Consider the following 19,449-nt stretch of genomic DNA (forward strand, 5'->3'; position numbering starts at 1 on the left):
TGGCGGGCTGCCAACCACAGACCAGGAGTCCGGTGTGTCCATACGCGTCGCGTTGAACCACGTCACACATTACCGTTACGACAGGCTGGTTGCGCTGTCGCCCCAGGTCGTGCGTCTGAAGCCCGCGCCGCATTGCCGGACTCCGATCCTTTCTTATTCGATGCGGGTCGAGCCGGCTCAGCACTTCATCAACTGGCAACAGGACGCGTTCGCCAACTATCAGGCGCGGCTCGTTTTCCCGGAAAAGACGCGTGAGTTCAAGGTGACTGTCGATCTGGTCGCCGAGATGGCCGTCTACAATCCGTTCGATTTCTTTCTCGAGCCGTCGGCCGAAAAATTTCCGTTCGACTATTCGCCTGACCTCGCTCTCGAACTCGCGCCGTATCGCGTGAAGCGCCCCATGACACCGCGCTTCGCTGAGTTCGTCGAAAGTATCGACCGCGCGCCGACCGCGACCGCGGACTTCCTGGTCGCGTTGAATCAGCGGCTGCAACGCGAAATCCGCTACCTGATCCGGATGGAGCCCGGCGTCCAGACGCCCGAGGAAACGCTCGTGAGCGCCGCCGGATCGTGCCGCGATTCGGGCTGGCTGCTAGTCGAGACGTTGCGCCAGTTGGGCCTTGCGGCGCGCTTCGTGTCGGGCTATCTGCTGCAGCTTGCGCCCGATATCAAATCGATCGACGGCCCGAGCGGCACTGAAGTCGACTTCACCGACCTGCACGCATGGTGCGAGGTCTATCTGCCAGGCGCCGGCTGGATCGGGCTCGACCCGACTTCGGGTCTGCTTGCGGGCGAAGGTCACATTCCGGTCGCCTGCACACCGGAACCCGGCAGCGCCGCGCCGATTTCGGGCGCGGTGGACGAATCCGAGGTCGAGTTCAGCCACACCATGTCGATCAGCCGCGTGCTCGAAACGCCGCGTGTGACCAAGCCCTATAGCGACGAAGTCTGGAGCGACGTCCTCGCCATGGGCGCACACGTCGACCGTCGACTCATGGACATGGATGTGCGCCTCACGATGGGCGGCGAGCCGACGTTCGTGTCGGTGCGCGACCGCGACGCCGCCGAATGGAACACGGACGCGCTCGGCTCGACCAAACGCGGCTACGCCGTCGCGCTGATGGATAAGCTGCGCTCACGCTACGGCGCGAACGGCTTCCTGCATATCGGCCAGGGCAAGTGGTATCCGGGCGAGCAGTTGCCGCGCTGGGCCATGTCGCTGTACTGGCGTGCCGACGGCGAGCCGTGCTGGCAGAACCCCGAGCTTTTCGCCGACGAACGCGAGCCCGGCACCTACACGGCCGCCGACGCGCAGCGCTTTCTCACGCACCTCGCCACGAAGCTGTCGCTCGACGAAGACTGCATCCTGCCCGGCTTCGAAGATGTCTGGTACTACCTGTGGCGCGAGCGGCGTCTGCCCGTCAATGTCGATCCACTCGATGCGCGACTCGACGACGAACTCGAGCGCGTGCGTTTGCGCCGCGTGTTCGACGCGGGTCTCGGCGGCGCGACCGGCTATGTGCTGCCGCTTGCGCGCGAGCGCGATGTGCCGCACGAGGCGCCGAAGTGGGTCAGCGGCCGCTGGTTCTTTCGCGACGAACGCATGTATCTGATTCCGGGCGATTCGCCGATGGGTTATCGCCTGCCGCTCGATTCGCTGCCGTGGGTGTCGAAGACCGACTATCCGTATCAGCACGCGCACGATCCGTTCGCGCCGCCGGTGCCGTTGCGTTCGGCCGCGCAGTTGCGCATGCAGTACGACGGCGAGCGGCACGAAATGACGGGTGCTGACGCGCGGCGCGCTGCGGCGTTGTCGTCGTCGGCGGGCGATCTGTTGAGCGGCATGCCCGGCAGTGCCGTCCTCGCGTATGCGCCGCAGCGTGGCGATACCGGCGCGTCTGTTGCGCCCGCGCGCGGCGAGTCGTCGAAGGAAACGCTTCGCACCGCGATTTGCGTCGAGGCGCGTGATCCGAAGCGCGCGGCCGGTCCCAAGGCGGAAGCCGCTGGGCTCGGCAGCGGCCGCTCGCTCCTGCACGTGTTCATGCCGCCGCTCACCGAACTGGACGACTATCTCGATCTGCTGGCCGCCGTCGAAGCGACGGCTTCCGAATTGCGCATGCAGGTCGTGCTCGAAGGCTATCCGCCGCCGCGCGATGCTCGCCTGAAGATGTTGCAGGTCACGCCCGACCCCGGCGTAATCGAGGTGAACATTCATCCGGCAGCGGACTGGGATCAACTGGTCGATCACACCGAATATCTCTATCAGTCGGCGGCGCAGAGCTATCTGAGCAGCGAGAAGTTCATGACCGACGGGCGCCACACCGGCACCGGCGGCGGCAATCACCTCGTGCTCGGCGGCGCGACGCCCGCCGACAGTCCGTTCCTGCGGCGTCCGGATCTGCTCGCGAGTCTGATCGCGTACTGGCATAACCATCCGTCGCTTTCGTACCTGTTTTCAGGGCTTTTTATTGGCCCGACGAGCCAGGCGCCGCGCATCGACGAAGCGCGCAACGATCAGGTCTATGAACTCGAAGTGGCGTTGCGCGAATTGCAGCGGCAGATCGATCTGCTCGGCGGGCGCGACAGTGCGAATCTGCCCGCGTGGATGATCGACCGCTCGTTGCGCAACATTCTGATCGACGTAACGGGCAATACGCATCGCGCGGAATTTTGCATCGACAAGCTGTACTCGCCCGATGGACCGACCGGGCGCCTCGGCCTGCTCGAATTGCGCGGTTTCGAGATGCCGCCGCACGCGCGCATGAGCCTCGTGCAGCAGTTGCTGCTGCGCGCGCTCGTCGCCCGTTTCTGGCACACGCCGTACACGCAGCGGCTCACGCGCTGGGGCACGGAACTGCATGACCGGTTCCTGCTCGGCACCTTCGTGAAGATGGATTTCGACGACGTGCTGGACGAACTGAACCGCGCGGGTTTCGCGTTCGACAACAGCTGGTTCGCACCGCATTTCGAGTTCCGCTTTCCGCTGGTCGGCGAGACCACGGTGAGCGGCGTATCGCTGACCATTCGCAATGCGCTCGAACCATGGCATGTGATGGGCGAGGAGGGCTCGCCGGGCGGCACCGTGCGTTATGTGGATTCGTCGGTGGAGCGTCTCGAGGTGCGCGCGCTGGGTCTTAACGAGAACCGCCATGTGCTGACGGTCAACGGCGTGCCCGTGCCGTTGCAGCCGACCGGCCGCGTCAGCGAATATGTGGCGGGCGTGCGGTTTCGCGCGTGGTCGCAGCCTTCGGCGTTGCATCCGACCATCGGCGTGGACGCGCCGCTCACGTTCGATCTGGTCGATACATGGAATGGCCGCTCGGTGGGCGGATGCCAGTATCATGTCGCACATCCGGGCGGGCGCAACTACGAGACGTTCCCCGTGAACGCCTACGAAGCCGAAAGCCGGCGGCGCGCACGGTTCTTCGCGTCGGGCCATACGCCGGGGCCGCTTGCAGTCGATGCGCCGCAACGCAGCCTCGAATTTCCGTTCACGCTCGATCTGCGCTACTGGTAAGACAGCTCACCTTCAATAACGACACGACCTTGGCTTTTCAATCGACTTTTCCCTTCGAAACGTCCGCGACCCGTGCGGACGCTTCGTCCCTGTTGCGGCTTTTGCCCGCTCACGAGGGACACTGGGACGAGTTGCGCGACGCGTCCGGCGCGCTGCGCGCCCCTTGGCGGCAGTTCTTCGAGCGGCTCGGCGAAGACGGCATCGCGCGGCTCGAAGGTCACCGCGCTTCGGTCGCGCAGCAGATCCGCGACAACGACATCAGCTACAACGTCTACGCGGATAACGGCGAGCCGCGCGCGTGGGCGCTCGATTTGCTGCCGTTTCTAATTAGCGAAGCCGAGTGGGCGCATATCGAGCGAGGCGTCATACAGCGCGCGCATCTGCTCAATGCGATCGTCGCCGACATCTATGGGTCGCAAAGCTTGCTCCAGCGCGGACAGTTGCCTCCCGCGCTGGTGTTCGGTCATCCCGGCTATCTGCGCCCCGTGAAGGGCTATGCGCCGCCTGGCGGGCAGTTCCTGCAAGTGGTCGCAGTGGACCTCTCGCGAGAGCCCAACGGCGAGTGGACGGTGATGGCGCATCGCACGGAGGCACCCTCCGGCCTCGGCTATGCGCTGGAAAACCGGCTGATCGTTTCGGCGCTATTTGCCGATCCGTTCCGTTCGATGCATGTGAGCCGCCTCGCGCCCACGTATTCGCAGTTGATGTCGACGCTGGTTCAGGCGGCGCAGGCGACCATGCGTCACGATTCGCCTCGCGCCGATGCTTCGCCTCATATTGCGTTGCTCACGCCGGGGCCCTTCAGCGAGACTTACTTCGAGCACGTGTTTCTCGCGCGCTATCTGGGCGTCACGCTGGTGGAAGGCAAGGACCTCACGGTGCGCGGCGACATGCTTTATCTGAAGACGCTCGCCGGTCTGGAACGCGTGCATGTCGTGCTGCGCCGTCTGGACGATGCGTTTTGCGATCCCGTGGAATTGCGGGCCGACTCGACCATCGGCGTGCCGGGCCTGCTGCAGGTCATGCGTGCCGGCAACGTGATCGTTTCGAACGTGCCGGGCTCCGGCTTTGTCGAGTCGCCCGCCGTGCACGGATTTTTGCCCGGCATAGCCGAAACGCTGTTCGACGAAGACCTCGTTTTACCGAGTGTGGCGACCTGGTGGTGCGGCGAGCAGGCGGCGCGCGAGCACGCGTTCGCGCATCTCGAAGAAGCCTTCATCGTGCCCACGTGGCCGGTTGCGGCCCGCGATGCGCCGCCGGGCGTCGAGCAGGGCAGGCAGCGGCTGTCGGCGTGGCGCGAGCGTATCGAGGCGACACCCGGCAACTTTACGATCCAGCAGGCGCAGCGTCTTTCCTGCACGCCGCGTTACGAGGACGGCACGATCGGCGGGCGTCCTTCCGTGTTGCGCGCGTATGCGATCGCCGATGCAAACGGCGGCTGGCACGTCATGCCCGGCGGCTTCACACGCATGGGCGCCGAGCGGCAGGCCACGGTATCCATGCAGTACGGCGGCAGCAGCGTCGACACGTGGGTGCTGTCCAGCCAGCCCACGTCGACCTTTACGCTGCTGCCTTCGCCGATGCAGCCTGCGGACCTCGCGCGCAAGCATCGCACCGTGTCGAGCCGCGCTGCGGAGAACCTCTTCTGGGCCGGACGTTACGGCGAACGCGCGGAAAACAACGTGCGTTTGCTGCGCTTCATTCTGGGCTCGCTCGAAGGCAGCGATGCCGACACGATGCTCCCGACGCTCGTCGAACTTGCGCTGCACTGCGGACTTCTGCAGGCAGGCGACATCTCCGTGCCGCATACGCCGCAAGCATTCGAGCGCGCGCTGGTCGCCAATCTGAGCGGGAGCACGGGCGCCGCGAGCATCGGTCAGAACCTGAACTGTCAGGCTCGATCGAACGGCGAAGTGCGCGGGCGGTTGTCGAACGATCATTGGCGCATCATTCTCGCCGCGCGCAACGACTTCCGCGACGCATTGCAGACGCTGATGCCGGCTGCCGGTATCAGCGACGCTTCTCCACCGGCAGCGCTGAACGGCCGTGCTACGAATGGCAGCAGCCGTTACGACCGCGTCACGCTGATGAACGCGCTCGAACGGCTGTCGGTGCAATTGTCGGCGATCAGCGGCGCACAGGGCGACCGTATGACACGCGACGAGGCGTGGCGGCTCCTGTTCGTCGGGCGGCATATCGAACGCGTGTCGGCCATGAGCACGTTTGTGCGCGTAGCCGCCGACAAAGGCCAACTGGCAACGCCGGCCGGTTTCGATCTGCTGCTGCAATTGTTCGACAGCACGCTCACCTACCGCTCGCTTTATCCGGGACGTTTTGAAGTGCCGGCTCTGCTCGATCTGCTTGTGATCGAGCCGACCAATCCGCGCGGAATTTATGGTGTGTACGAGCGGTTGCGCAAGAAGCTCGACGAAATCGCGGTGGCTGCGGGCAGCACGCGGCATCGTCCGTTTGCGGAATTGATGCCGCCTGCCGCATCGTTGCCCACGCTTGCGTCGCTGTGCGAGGTTGACGGGGAAGGCGGATATTGCAGTCTGACTGCGGTATGCGATCAGATCGGCGGGTTCGTCGGCGCGGCGGCGCATGAAATCAGCGCGCGCTATTTCAGCCACGCCAGCACGGTCGCTTCGCAGGTGTGGTCATGAAAAACGCGCCCGTCGTGCTGTCGGTTTCGCACCGAACCACGTACCACTACTCAACCTATGTCGAGACCGCGCAGCATCTTGCGACTATCCGGCCTATTGTCTGCGCCTGGCAGCGGGTCGTGTCGCACGACGAACGCATCGAACCGCGGCCTTCGTATCTGAATAGCCGTATCGATGCGTTTGGCAACGACGTTCTCTATTTCGCGCTCGACACGCCGCATGAGCGGCTGCAACTCGTCAGCGAAACGACCGTGGCGCTCACGCCGCGCTGGGCCGATCTCGATCCTCAGGCCACACCGGCGTGGGAAGAAGTGGCCGACGCGCTCGAATTTCGCGTGGGCGGAGAGTTTCGGGCCGAGGCGGAGTTCTGTTTCGCGTCGCCAAATATCGTGCCGCGGCCGTCGCTGCGCGATTATGCGTTGCCGAGCTTTGCGCCCGGCACGCCGGTTGCCGCTGGTGCGATCGATCTGATGCACCGCATTCACGAGGACTTCGCGTACAAGCCTTCGGCGACCATGTTTGATACGCCCGCCGAGCGTGCGTTCGAATTGAAGAGCGGCGTGTGCCAGGACTTCGCGCAGGTGATGATCGGCTGCTTGCGCTCGCTTGGTTTGCCCGCGCGCTACGTGAGCGGCTATCTGCGTAATGATCCGCCAGCGGGGCAGCCGCGGCTGATCGGCGCGGATGCGTCGCATGCCTGGGTGTCGGTGCATTGTCCCGGCAGCGGCTGGATCGACCTTGACCCAACCAACGACGTGCTCGCCGATACCGACCACGTCACGCTCGCTATTGGCCGCGATTACAGCGACGTGTCGTTATTGCGCGGCATGATCCTCGGTGGGGGCGCGCATCGCGTCGAAGTGGGCGTGACGGTTCTCGCGCTTTAACACCGGGCCTCTGCTGCGTAAAAGTACTTGACGAAGTGCATATGCACACCTAGACTGCGAAGCATGAACCGTCCTCTCTCTTACGACGAATGCAATTGCTTTGCGCTGCGCCAGGCGGCGCGGCACATCACGCAGCTGTACGAGCGCCATCTCAGCACGGTGGGGGTCACGGCAGCGCAATTCACCATTCTCGCGAAACTCGCGCGCACGCCGAACTTGCCGATCCTGGATCTGGCAGACGCAATGGTGATGGAGCGCACCACGCTCGTGCGCGCCATGAAACCGCTGCAACGAGACGGGCTGGTGGTTGCTGAATCGGCTGAACACGACGGCAGAACGTATCTGTTCAGCCTGACGGAGAAAGGCGAGAAGACTTTCGATCAGGCGGCTATCGCATGGCGTGCCGCGCAAAGCGAGTTCGAAGAGAAGTTCGGACGCGACCGCGCCAAAGCATTACGCGCCGAGTTGTTCACAATTACCGGCTAACGCCGGCGCATGGCTCGCAAATAGTTGTCGTTTGCGAGTTTTTTTATATCTACATGTGTGCGTATGCACTCATTGGAGTTGCAGCGATGGAAGAGCCATTCGACGACGATTGTTTCGCGATCCGCCAGGCGGCGCGTTATGTCTCGCAGATCTACGACCGCCATCTGGCAAGCGTGGGCTTGACGATCACACAGTTCTCCTTGCTTGGCCGCCTCAAGCGCACTGGCCCAATGACGATGAAGCAACTGGCTGAAGCCATGCGGATGCAGCGCACCACGCTGGTCCGCACGATCCAGCCGCTGCGCCGCAGCGGGCTGCTGTTGAGCGAGGCACACGGCCCGGACGCACGAACGCTGTCGGTCACGCTCACACCAGAAGGTGAGGCGCGGCTCGAGGCGGGGCGTAAGCACTGGCACGCCGCGCAGGCTGAATTCGAGCACAGCTTTGGCGGGCAACGTGCGCAAGCGTTGCGCGGCGAATTGTTCGCGATCACCGGCCACTTGTGAATTGAGCACAGAGCCATGACCGACCGCTAGCAATCAACGCAATGAACGGGCGCCATCAATCGGCGCTATTTTTTCAACTTCACCAGTGCATACGCACACATATAACCATCATGTCCACTACACCTTCGACTGTTGCGCCAGCGGGCGCCGCGCAGGCCGGCAAACCGGCCAGGCGCGTTCCGTGGATGCTGCTCGCGATCATCACGGTGCTTGCCGTGCTGGCGCTCGCCGCGTCGTACTGGTTCTTCGTGGGACGCTTCGTCGAAACGACGGACGATGCCTACGTGGGCGGCGACGTCACGGTCATGGCGCCGAAGGTGAATGGCTTCGTGGCTGACGTGCTGGTGAAGGACAACCAGTTCGTACGTGCGGGGCAAGTACTCGTGAAGCTGGACTCGCGGGACTACGACGCACGCCTCGCGCAAGCCACGGCAGAGGTCCGCAGCGCCCAGGCCGCCGTGACCGAGCTGCAGGCGAAGAAATCCTTGCAGCTTGCAACGATCGACGAACAGGCGGCGGAAGTTCGCGCCAACGGCGCAGAACTGACGCGCAGCGCAGCGGATCAGGCTCGCTATCGCGAACTCGTGAAAGACGACGCGGTATCGAATCAGGTGGTGGAGCGTGCTAATGCGGATCTCACCAAGGCGCATGCCGCGGTGGATCGCAGCGGCGCGTCGTTGATCGCGGCGCAGCGGCAAATAGCCGTGCTCGACGCGCAGATCGGCGACGCACTGGCCCGCATTGCCACCGCGGAGGCAGCGCAGCGCGTGGCGGCGTTGAACGTCGAGTACACCACCATTCGTTCCCCGATCGACGGCTACGTGGGCAACCGCACCGCGCGCGTCGGACTGCTCGCAAACACCGGCGTTTCGCTGCTGACGGTGGTGCCCGCGAGCGGATTGTGGATCGACGCGAACTTCAAGGAAGACCAGCTGAAGAAGATGAGCGTCGGCGACACGGTCGATGTCGATCTGGATGCTTCCAGCACACGCATTCGCGGCGTGGTGGAGAGCCTCGCTCCGGCAACCGGCGCAACCTTCAGTGTGCTGCCCGCCGAGAATGCGACCGGCAACTTCACGAAGATCGTGCAGCGCGTGCCGGTGAGAGTGCGCCTGGCCGTGCCGCAGAACATGCAAGGCGTGCTGCGTCCCGGTCTCTCGGCGACGGTAAAGGTTCACCTCGACCACGTGGACCACCTCGATCACGCCGGCGCTCAAAACGCACCGGCTCGCGGATAAACCATCATGACCGACGCTTTCGCAAATCCCGCCGACCAGCCGACGCGCACGAAGGTTTTTGCGTTCGCGCTGATGTGCCTCGGCTTTTTCATGGCGACGCTCGATATCCAGATCGTCGCGTCGTCGCTTAAGGATATCGGCGGCGGCTTGTCCGCTAGTCAGGACGAGCTGTCGTGGGTGCAGACGTCGTATCTGATCGCTGAAATTCTCGTGATTCCGATGTCCGGCTGGCTTACGCGCGTGTTTTCCACGCGCTGGCTGTTCGCGTTCTCGGCACTTGGCTTCACTGTCACGAGCATGTTGTGCGGACTCGCATGGGACATCAATTCGATGATCCTGTTCCGCGGCCTGCAAGGTGCGCTCGGCGCAGCGATGATTCCGACCGTATTCACGACGGCGTTCGTGTTGTTTCCGGGCAAGCAACGCCTGATCGCATCGACCACGATCGGCGCGCTTGCGTCGCTCGCGCCGACCGTGGGGCCTGTAATCGGCGGATGGATAACGTCGCAATGGTCGTGGCATTGGCTGTTCTATTTGAACCTGGCGCCGGGTCTTGTCGTCGCGTTGACGGTGCCGAAGTACGTGCATGTCGACAAAGCCGATTTGTCGCTGTTGAAAAAAGGCGACTACCTTGGCATAGCGCTCATGTCCGGCTTTCTCGGCTGCCTCGAATATGTGCTCGAAGAAGGGCCGCGCAAGAACTGGTTCGGCGACGACGTAATCGTTCTATGCACATGGATATCGGCTATTTGCGGATTTCTTTTCCTGGTGCATGCGTTTACCGCAAAGGAACCGATTGTCGATTTGCGTGCGTTGGCGGTTCGCAATTTCGGTATCGGCAGTTTGCTGTCGTTTATCACGGGCATTGGGATCTTCTGCACCGTTTTCCTGACGCCGGTATTCCTGTCGCGCGTTCGCGGTTTCGACTCGCTGCAGATCGGCCTTGCGTTGTTGTCGGTAGGCTGTTTCCAGCTGCTGGCGCTCGTCGCGTACTCGACGCTCGCGCGCTTTGTCGATATGCGCCTCCTAATGGTGTTTGGTCTCGTGTTGTTCGGCCTTGGTTGCTATCTGTATGTGCCCCTCACTCATGAATGGGGCTGGCAGGAGTTGCTGATTCCGCAGGCGCTGCGGGGCATCGGTCAACAGTTCTGCATTCCCCCAATCGTCACTATGGCGCTCGGCTCACTACCTCCGTCGAGACTTCGGTCCGCGAGCGGCCTCTTCAATCTGATGCGTAATCTGGGCGGCGCAATCGGCATAGCAGTGAGCAGCACGATGCTGAACGACCGGCTCAATTTGCACTACGAGCGGCTCGACGAACACTTGACGGCGGGTCGTCCGGTAGTCGAATCGATCTTGCAACAGCAAGCCGCGCATTTCGCGGCACTCGGCGGAAACGCGTTGAATGCAGCCAATGCAGGACTCGGCGCATTGCATGCGGTTCTGATGCGCGAAGCCCTGGTGCTTACCTTCTCCGACACTTTTCTCGCCGTGTCGCTGTGTTTTGTCGTGGGCTTGTTGAGCGTGTTTTTCTCGCGCCCATTCGGAAATGCCGCGCCCCCGCCCGATGCTCATTGAGGACCTGATGATGAAAACGACCGCTCTCAAAGTACTGACAAGTGCTCTAACGTTGGCGCTTGCCGCGTGCGCCGTGCAGCCGGCGACGCACGCGGATCTGCCGCAGACGGTGAGCGCGCTCGCGCCGCAAGCGTGGAGCGTCGACGCGCCGCAAGACAGCGTGAGTGCCAACGTGTGGTGGGATCAGTTTGGTGACCCTGTCATGCATCGGCTGGTCGAGTCGGTATTGACCGGCAATCTCGATGTGCAGGCGGCAGTGGAGCGCGTCAGGCAGGCGCAGGACCTGGTCACGCAGAATCGCGCTGCTTTGCTCCCTGAGTTGAATGCCGGCGCCAACGCCTCGTATTCGCGTCAAAACACGCCGCCGCCGCTCGGATACGTGCGCCAGGCGGGTGCTGGCCTCACGGCCAGCTGGGCGCCCGATGTATTCGGCGGCGAGCGTCTGGCCGTTCTGGCGGCGCAAGCACAAGTGTCGGGCCGGCAGTCGGCGTTGAACGAGGTACGGCTTGCGCTCGCCGCCAATGCGGCAGCAGCCTATATCGATCTGCGTTGGGCTCAGGCGCAGTTGCAGATTCTCAACGAGAACGAGCAGATACGCGCTCGTGCGCTGAAGCTCACGCAGCAGCGTCTGCATTACGGCCTGTCGTCACAACTCGACGTTGCGCGCGCGCAGAACCAGTTGCAGGACTTGCAGGCGCAGATTCCACGCATGCAGACGGCCGTGCAGCATCAACTGAGTTTGATCGCTGTTTACTCGGGACGCACACCGGAGAGCGTGGATAGCCTGTTGCTCGCCGATGCGCGCGACATTCCCGTGCCTGCACAACGAGTGCCGCAAGTGCTGCCATCAGAAGCATTGTTGCAGCGGCCCGACGTGCGCACCGCGTATGCCACCGTCGAGCGGCGCGCCGCAGAAGTGGGCGTTTCGAAAGCCGAGCGCTACCCCAAGTTCAGGCTGAATCTCGCCGATGGTTTGCTGGCCTCTTCGTATCTCGGACTGCCCACGCTGACCGATAACCTGTTTAGCGCCGCATTGAGCGCGACAAGCCCGATTTTCAACGCCGGCCGAATCACCGCGAATATCGACGCGAGCGAGAGCCGCATGCGCGAATCGCAACTTGGCCTGCAGCAGACGATGCTGCAAGCGTTAAAAGAGATCGAAGACACGCGCAGCGAACTGGTGAATGGCTCTGTACAAGTCGAGCGCCTCGGCGGCGCGCTGGATGCGTCGAATCAGGCGTTGCGTTTGTCGAGTGACCTTTACAAAGGCGGTGCGTCCAGTTTCCTCGATGTCCTCGCTGCGCAGGAGGCGTACTTGCGCGACGCCGAATCGCTGAACCAGGCAAGGCGCGAGCATGCGCTTGCAGCCGTCGCCTTATATCGTTCGCTGGGCGGCGGCTGGGACGTTCCTGAAACGGTGACAGCAGTGTCGTCGAATAATTGACCTGCTATGTGACCGGTGCGCTGCGGGTTGAGGTTGTGCTGGCATGCAGAATGCGTGGCGAAAGTGCAGGCTGGAAGGCGGTTGGCCTACGCCTTGGTAACGATACAATCCGATGACACGACGAAGCCGACGAGGTCATGATGGCACGGCCGTTCTTCACAATTGGGCACTCCACGCGCACGCTGTCCGAACTGATTGATTTGCTGAATACTTCGGAAGTCGAAACATTAGTCGACGTGCGCAGCATTCCACGTTCTCGTACCAACCCGCAGTTCAACCGCGATACGCTGCCGGAGTCGCTGGCGCCGGCACATATCAAGTACCTGCATCTGGCAGAACTCGGAGGGCGTCGTGGCCGCCTCAAAGATGAGGGTCCGTCTCCAAACGGGTACTGGACGCACCCCGCGTTTCGAAACTATGCCGATTACGCGATGACGGACCCTTTTCAAAAGGGCCTGGCAGAACTTCGCGAACTCGGACATCGCAGGCGCTGCGCGATCATGTGCTCGGAAGCAGTGTGGTGGCGTTGTCACCGGCGCATCATTACGGACTATCTGCTGATGCACGGTGAAACGGTAATGCACATCATGGATGCGCATCACGTGAACCCGGCGACCATCACGCCGGGTGCGAGCGCGCAGCCCGACGGTTTGCTCGTCTATCCGGCGCAGTCCGCTTCGCATTGAAGCGAACTGATTTCAATTAGCCCGCTTTGCCGATGGGCGCAAATCTCCGTTTACCGCGCGCCGGCGTCAGACGACGGAACCGCTCTTTCTTGTGCTCTTCTTCAAAGTGACTGAGCGATGGCTTGACGAGATCGCTGCGCGAGACGATGCCGACAAGACGCATCGACTTTGCATCGGCTACAACGGGTAATCGTTCGAGGTCGTGCACTGCCAGTCGCGTCGCTACGAGACGACAGGTCTCCGAGGGCAACGCGAACGCCAGTGAACGCTGAAGGAAGACGTCCGCGACGCTCATGGCGGGCCGCAGGTTCGGGTCCTCGTCGCGAAACTGTTCGAGCAGCGCGCGGTCGGCCACGCCGATTAGCACGGCGCCACGCACCACCGGGTACGCACGACGCGTCTGCTTTGCACCGAAGAATCTGTCGAGCGCCGCGCCGACCGTCATGTCGGCTTCGATCGACTCGACGGAGGTTGTCATCACCTCGTCCACATGATGGCGCTCAAGAGGGTCCACGCCGTATTCGCGGTAGATGTGATAGCCGCGTCGCGCGATTTTTTCCGTCATGATCGAGCGGCGCATGGTGACCGTGGCAAAGCCGTGAGCGACTAGCGTTGCAGTGAGCAAGGGCAATAGCGCGTTGCTGTCGTGCGTGAGGCCGAACGCGAAGACGATGGCGGTCAACGGCGCACCGAGTGTCGCGCCGAGCGTTGCGGCCATACAGACGAGCGGCCATAGTGCAGGTTGATTGCCGGGCAGCCAGTGTGAGAGAACGGTGCCGAGTCCCGCGCCGAGCATCAGCAGCGGGGCGAGCACGCCACCGGATGTACCCGATCCGAGTGCGACGACCCACATGATGGCTTTCACCGCCAGCAGCACGATGGCGATCTGCAATGCAATGTGTTGATGCAGAAGGTCGCCGATCACGTCGTAACCTACACCAAGCGCTCGCGGCTCCAGCCACCCGCCGATACCCACCACGACGCCACCGAGTGCGGGCCACCACATCCAGTGGATTGGCAGCTTGCCGAACAGGTCTTCGGTTTTGTAGAGCGCGGCGGAAAGTCCCGACGCGAGCGCGCCGGACAAAAGCCCTGCAATCAGGCAAGAAAATAGCGACCACCCATCTGGCGCGGCTGTTTCGAGCGGAAACAACGGACCTGTGCCGAAGAACGCCGCGCGAGCGAAACCCGCCACCGCGCAGGCCACGGCCACGGGCAGAAAACTGCGCGGCCGCCATTCGAAGAGCAGTAATTCCACGGCTAGCAGCACCGCCGCCACGGGCGTGCCGAACACGGCAGTCATGCCTGCTGCTGCGCCTGCCACGAGCAGCGTCTTGCGTTCCGCGGACGTGACCTTGAAGCATTGCGCAATCAGCGAGCCGAGCGCGCCGCCCGTCATGATGATGGGGCCCTCAGCGCCGAACGGACCGCCACTGCCGATCACGATGCCCGACGACAGCGGCTTGAGCACGGCCACCTTGGGCGACATCCGGCTTTTGCCGAACAGGATCGCCTCGATCGCCTCGGGAATGCCATGCCCGCGAATCTTTTCCGAGCCGAACCGCGCCATCAGTCCGACGATCAGTCCGCCGATTATCGGCACGCCAATGACCCAAATACCGAGGTTGTTATGGGCGGGCGAACGTTCGGCGAACGACAATGTGCCGAAGAAAAACAGGTTCGTGAACAGATGAATCAGGTTCAGCAACACGAAGGCTGCGAGCGTGCTGACTCCTCCGATGCAAGCGGCGAGCGCGAAAATGCCCGGCAGTCGCGCGTTGGCGGAGAAGTCGCGCTTGTGGGAGTCGGTGTTCATGATTAGTCGAGGTCGATCTGAGGAACCTGGAAGGCGCCCTTGAGCGATCTGAGCTCGGCGCGATGAAGCTCGGCAAGTCTCGCAAGCACTCTTTCGCCTGCTTTTTCGATGTGTACTTCAACCTGGCGGCGGTCGGTTTCGCTAGTTTGACGGCGCACCAGACTGAGTGCTTCGCAACGCGACACCAGCGCGACGACGCCATGATGCTGAGCCTGAAGCCGCTCCGCGAGTTCGCCGACAGTTGCCCAGTCGCGCTCCGGATATCCCTTGATATGCAGCAGCAACAGATACTGCAGCGGCGTAATGCCTTCGCTTTGTGCGGCCTGTTCGGAGAACCGTTCGAAGCGCCGCATCTGATAGCGAAACTCCGACAGTTGCTCGAAGTCGGCTTTACGCAATCCTGGAGACCGTTCTTTCATTGCTCACCGCCAGAGTAGATAAGCAAAAATTGTATCACGAAATGATGTAATTCTGAGGGCGCAACTACCCATCAACCGTTGTCGTTGCGGTTTAGCGTGCAACCGCGAGCAGTGCAGTGCTGCGATCACGCGGCCTGCTGTGCCTTGACCACGGTCTGCCGATAGAGCCCGGAGATGAGATCCACTTGAGTAATCATGCCGACCACGTGTCCAGCGGTATCCAGCACAGGAATATGGTGGTGACCGAAGTTGGCAAACATCGGTACGAGGTCGGTAATCGGCGCATTGGTCTTGACGGTGCAGACGTCAGTGGTCATCACGCTGCCGACGGTTGGCGCACGCAGCGCATCGCCGCGCAGCCAGCCGTCTATATAGGCAATGAACGGCACGAACTGGCCGAAAATTCTTTTATCGACGAGATCTGCACGCGTGACGATGCCGATCAGACCGTGATCCGCGTCGATCACCGGAAGCGCTTTCACCTTGTTGCGTTTCAACAGCGCCCATGCAGCGACCGCGCGGGTGCCCGCCGACACCGACACCACATGACGCGACATGATGTTCTCGCAGGTCAGTTCGTTGAAACTGCGTGAGAAGGCCTGAAGTTGAGTCTCGCGCAGCAGCGATTCCAGGTCGTCCGGGTCGATGTCGAGCATTTCACTGCGGCGCTTGAGTACGGCTTCGAGGTCGGCGCGTGTGAAGCCGGCGCGCGAGTCGGCGTCTGCGGTACTGCCCGCCGCGATGCGCGCCCCGCGTGCCGAATGCGGATAACGGTGGCCGGTGGCGGCGTGATAGGCGATCGCGGCGGCGAGCAGCGCGGCCGACTGTATCGCGATCGGTTCGAGCACGAACCGGTAGCCGAGCGCATGAATGGCCGGGCCCCCGAGCACGGCGGTCAACGCGACGGCACCCGACGGCGGGTGCACGCAGCGAAGTGCGAACATACCGCCAATGGCAAGCGCGACGGCCAGCGCGGCCGCCAGTGTGGGATCGCCGATCACATTCGCGCACGTCACGCCGATAGTCGCAGAAACGAGATTTCCGCCGATGATCGACCATGGCTGCGCAAGCGGACTCGCGGGCACAGCAAACAGCAGTACGGCGGAAGCGCCCATCGGCGCAACCAGCAGAGGAATGTTCGCGCCCGGTCCCAACAGCAGATACATCGAGCCGCCGGTGAACGCGATACCGAGCAGCGCACCCACACATGAGCGCGCGCGCTCCTGCCATTTGACGGTGACCGGAACGGGAATAAAGCTGGAAAGCCAGCGCAGGACGATGGAGCGGGACAAAATGCGAACGAGGAGTTAGTCGATTGTACTGGGCTGCGAAGATACCCGCGAAAGCTGCGCCAACGCGAATACCGTGTGGTCATAATTATATGCCAATATGATATAAAACGCCGGCGGCGCTTAGCGGTGACGCTGGCGGCGAAGGGCATTCACGCAACAGGGCACTTTGCGATTTGCGATCAGCTTGATCGGATTCCGCACTTCGTCAAAGAACTGAATGCGGATCTGATTTCCGCCGACAGAAACCAGCGGCTCAACGAATTTCGTGACCACCGCTCGCGCGTTCGACCTCGTTGACCCGATCGATAGCAGGGTCGCGCGCATACATGTACGTCCGATTGAACGGATAGTCGCTGTGAGCCCATGGCATGCGGCCCGCGTGACCATCATCGGCTTTTACCGACTCTGCGGGGCGCGACGCGAGAATCTGAAACAGCGACGTCCATCCGCGCTCGAATCCCATTGCCGATCCGGCCAGATACAGCCGGTACGCGCGGATAATTTTCTCCGCGTCCTTGCCGAGCACTTCGCGTGCTTGATCGAGATGTGCTTCCAGTGCATCCGCCCAATGCCATAGCGTTTTTGCGTAATGCGGACGCAGGCATTCTGCGTCTACCGGCTCGAGATTGCCGCGCGTCATCGCATTCATCATTACGCTTACGTGTACCAGTTGGCCGCCCGGAAAAATGTATCTGTCGATGAAGTCGCCCATACCGCCGCCGACTTCCGCGTTGTCGGCGCCGCCTGCAGTAATGCTGTGATTCATCATGAGACCGCCCGGTCTGAGCAGACGTCGCATCTTCGCAAAGTACGCCGGCAGGTTCAGGCGGCCGACGTGCTCGCACATGCCGACCGACGCGACCTTGTCGAACGGCGCGGATTCATCGACGTCCCGGTAGTCCTGCAGCAGCATCGTGACGCGGCCCTGAAGTCCCTTTTGCTCGATCAGCCGGTTGACGTACGCGTGCTGGTTCCTGGAAAGCGTAATGCCGGTTGCAGCAACGCCGTAGTATTCGGCGGCCCACAGCAACAGCGCACCCCAACCCGCGCCGACGTCGAGAAAGCGCTCGCCGGAGCGCAACATGAGTTTCCTGCAGATGTGGTCGAGCTTGGCCTGCTGCGCGGCGGCGAGAGACATATCCGGCGAAGAAAAGTAGGCGCATGAGTACACGCGTAGCGGGTCGAGCCACAGCGCGTAAAAATCGTCGGAGACGTCGTAGTGATGCTGGATCTGAGCGGCGTCTTTGGCGCGGCTATGGTGCGTGCGCTCCCAGATCGCGCGGCGCGCACGGTTCACGTGGTCCAGCAGCCATCCATGTGTTTCGTGTGTGGGATCGCTGCGCAGCAAGGCCGGCGCCGCAGCCATGAGGTCGTGCATGCTGCCGTCTATTTCGAGCCGGCCTTCCACGTAGTCTTCTGCGAGCCGGCCGATCGCTCCCTGAGTCAGATGCAGTAGCGCCCTCGTGTCGCGTATCTCGAACGATAGACGCGGCTCGCGCGCGCCGATGCGCTGACCGTCGGGCAGGGCCACGGAGCAGGGCAGCGGCATGCCGGCGATCTGCTGTTCCGCTGGCGAACGCAAGAGGCTCCAGAGCGTCATGGCGTTGGCTCCTTGCAACAACCTGGATGGTTCTTCCGAAGCATCATTCGTGCCGCAATAAAGGACCCGCCGGCGGGTTCTGGCGTCGCCGTGCCAATAACCGGTCTTTACAGTTAGCTATCCGGACCGTTTGCAGACTCGGCATACCGACTTGCGCCGAGGGTTTTCCATGAGAGTCGAATGCCTGCGAATCGACATTGCAGCGAGGCTCACCGCGCAAGTTCCGTCTGCTTCTACTAATTGCCAGGCTTTCAGCGCAGTGACAGGATGCTTACATGATGGTGCCAACGGGAGCGCCATAGAACCATACGTCCATAACATCATGCAGCGCAGGAGCTTTGTACTCGCGGCATTGAGCACGGCCGGCATGCTTGGCCGGCCGCATGCCGGGTCGTCTGCTGACTTCGAGATCGTTCATCCGCGAATCCGCACCGGCGGAGAGGTTCATGCGGCATTTGCGCTTGCAGTGCTGGACCTCGCGATGAGATCGGCAAAAGTCACCTATACGATTCGTCAGGCCGACGTGGCCATGGAGCGCGGCCGCGCGCTGGCAGAACTCGCCGACGGCGACTCCATTAATCTTCTTTGGACCAGCATGGATAGCCGGGCGGAAACCGGGCTGAACGTGGTCCACATTCCGGTGAATCGCGGCTTGATCGGATATCGCGTGTTTGTGATAAGGAAAGACCGGCAGGCCGACTTCGACAAGGTCGACAACGTAGCAGATCTACGCCGGTTGACGGCGGGCCAAGGGCTCGGCTGGGTCGACACGGACATTCTGCTCGACGCCGGCCTGAAAGTGGAGACGTCCAGCACGGACACGTTATTCGCAATGACGCGCGCGGGCCGAATAGACTATTACCCGCGAGGCGTAATCGAAGCGTTCCCCGAACTCGAAACGCGCAAGCAGGCGGACCCCGACCTGACGGTTGAAAAACGTTTGCTGCTTAAGTACCGGTCGGACTTTCTCTTTTATGTGGCTCGCCGTGATCTTGGGCTCGCTATGACAATAGAGCGCGGCTTCATGGCGGCTTACAAAGACGGCTCATATATGCGGCTTTTCGATTCGCACCCGTACATTCAGCGCGCGCTGGCGCAAGCCAATTTGCGCGACAGGAAGGTGATAGAACTGGACAACCGCTATCTGTCCGCGGCTGACCGAAAGATTCCGGAAGAGTATTGGGCTCAGTGGCCGGCCATCGTGCGCGCAAGTGCACCCTAGCGGGGAGAGCAGGGCGTGCCGCGTCGCTCGCGAGAACCGGTTAGCGGGGGTCAGGATTTCCTTACCCTCGAATCAGGATACCCTTGACGGATCAT

The 19,449-nt window shown here is 62.3% G+C and carries 14 protein-coding genes; 10 read left to right on the forward strand and 4 right to left on the reverse strand.

What is annotated here, in order from left to right:
- Positions 1-34: 34 nt before the first annotated feature.
- From ACTJLB_RS12590 to ACTJLB_RS12630, 9 genes are all read left to right on the forward strand, one after another.
- A complete protein-coding gene (locus tag ACTJLB_RS12590) occupies positions 35-3,517 on the forward strand; it encodes a DUF2126 domain-containing protein (RefSeq protein WP_440783453.1) in 3,483 nt (1,160 codons plus the stop codon).
- Positions 3,518-3,546: 29 nt separating this feature from the next.
- Positions 3,547-6,180 (forward strand): circularly permuted type 2 ATP-grasp protein, encoded by a 2,634-nt coding sequence (locus ACTJLB_RS12595; protein ID WP_440783454.1) that lies wholly within the window; start codon positions 3,547-3,549, stop codon positions 6,178-6,180.
- Positions 6,177-7,067 (forward strand): transglutaminase family protein, encoded by an 891-nt coding sequence (locus ACTJLB_RS12600; protein ID WP_088175792.1) that lies wholly within the window; start codon positions 6,177-6,179, stop codon positions 7,065-7,067. Before ACTJLB_RS12595 ends, ACTJLB_RS12600 begins: the two co-directional genes overlap by 4 nt.
- 63 nt (positions 7,068-7,130) lie before the next feature.
- Positions 7,131-7,553, forward strand: a complete 423-nt coding sequence (locus ACTJLB_RS12605; RefSeq protein WP_027777502.1) for a MarR family winged helix-turn-helix transcriptional regulator — start codon at positions 7,131-7,133, stop codon at positions 7,551-7,553.
- Positions 7,554-7,639: 86 nt separating this feature from the next.
- Positions 7,640-8,059 (forward strand): MarR family winged helix-turn-helix transcriptional regulator, encoded by a 420-nt coding sequence (locus ACTJLB_RS12610; RefSeq protein ID WP_440783456.1) that lies wholly within the window; start codon positions 7,640-7,642, stop codon positions 8,057-8,059.
- A gap of 110 nt (positions 8,060-8,169) precedes the next feature.
- Positions 8,170-9,297, forward strand: a complete 1,128-nt coding sequence (locus ACTJLB_RS12615; protein WP_440783458.1) for an HlyD family secretion protein — start codon at positions 8,170-8,172, stop codon at positions 9,295-9,297.
- Between the two features lie 6 nt (positions 9,298-9,303).
- Positions 9,304-10,875, forward strand: a complete 1,572-nt coding sequence (locus ACTJLB_RS12620; RefSeq protein WP_020068135.1) for a DHA2 family efflux MFS transporter permease subunit — start codon at positions 9,304-9,306, stop codon at positions 10,873-10,875.
- Positions 10,876-10,885: 10 nt separating this feature from the next.
- Positions 10,886-12,319 (forward strand): efflux transporter outer membrane subunit, encoded by a 1,434-nt coding sequence (locus ACTJLB_RS12625; RefSeq protein WP_088175902.1) that lies wholly within the window; start codon positions 10,886-10,888, stop codon positions 12,317-12,319.
- A gap of 140 nt (positions 12,320-12,459) precedes the next feature.
- On the forward strand, positions 12,460-13,005 hold the full coding sequence (locus ACTJLB_RS12630) for a DUF488 domain-containing protein (protein ID WP_087753939.1): 546 nt from the start codon (positions 12,460-12,462) through the stop codon (positions 13,003-13,005).
- A gap of 16 nt (positions 13,006-13,021) precedes the next feature.
- On the opposite strand, the gene ACTJLB_RS12635 is transcribed toward ACTJLB_RS12630, so the two are convergent.
- The 4 genes from ACTJLB_RS12635 to ACTJLB_RS12650 all read right to left on the reverse strand — a co-directional run bounded on the left by ACTJLB_RS12635 (position 13,022) and on the right by ACTJLB_RS12650 (position 18,132).
- Entirely contained in the window at positions 13,022-14,821 is a 1,800-nt protein-coding gene (locus tag ACTJLB_RS12635) for a chloride channel protein (RefSeq protein ID WP_440783459.1), read from the reverse strand.
- Between the two features lie 2 nt (positions 14,822-14,823).
- Entirely contained in the window at positions 14,824-15,240 is a 417-nt protein-coding gene (locus ACTJLB_RS12640) for a MarR family winged helix-turn-helix transcriptional regulator (protein WP_027804649.1), read from the reverse strand.
- A gap of 125 nt (positions 15,241-15,365) precedes the next feature.
- Positions 15,366-16,532 carry an HPP family protein gene (locus tag ACTJLB_RS12645; RefSeq protein ID WP_440783461.1) on the reverse strand — a complete coding sequence of 389 codons (1,167 nt, stop codon included), beginning with the start codon at positions 16,530-16,532 and terminating at the stop codon, positions 15,366-15,368.
- Positions 16,533-16,785: 253 nt separating this feature from the next.
- Positions 16,786-18,132 (reverse strand): class I SAM-dependent methyltransferase, encoded by a 1,347-nt coding sequence (locus ACTJLB_RS12650; protein ID WP_440783463.1) that lies wholly within the window; start codon positions 18,130-18,132, stop codon positions 16,786-16,788.
- A 322-nt stretch (positions 18,133-18,454) separates the two neighbouring features.
- On the opposite strand from ACTJLB_RS12650, the gene ACTJLB_RS12655 reads away from it, so the two are divergent.
- The gene (locus ACTJLB_RS12655) at positions 18,455-19,354 is read left to right on the forward strand and encodes a hypothetical protein (protein WP_440783465.1); all 900 of its coding nucleotides are present in this window, start codon (positions 18,455-18,457) and stop codon (positions 19,352-19,354) included.
- The last annotated feature ends 95 nt before the right edge of the window (positions 19,355-19,449 follow it).

It is taken from the genome of Paraburkholderia sp. 22098 (assembly GCF_052045935.1).
GTDB classification, from domain to species: domain Bacteria; phylum Pseudomonadota; class Gammaproteobacteria; order Burkholderiales; family Burkholderiaceae; genus Paraburkholderia; species Paraburkholderia caledonica.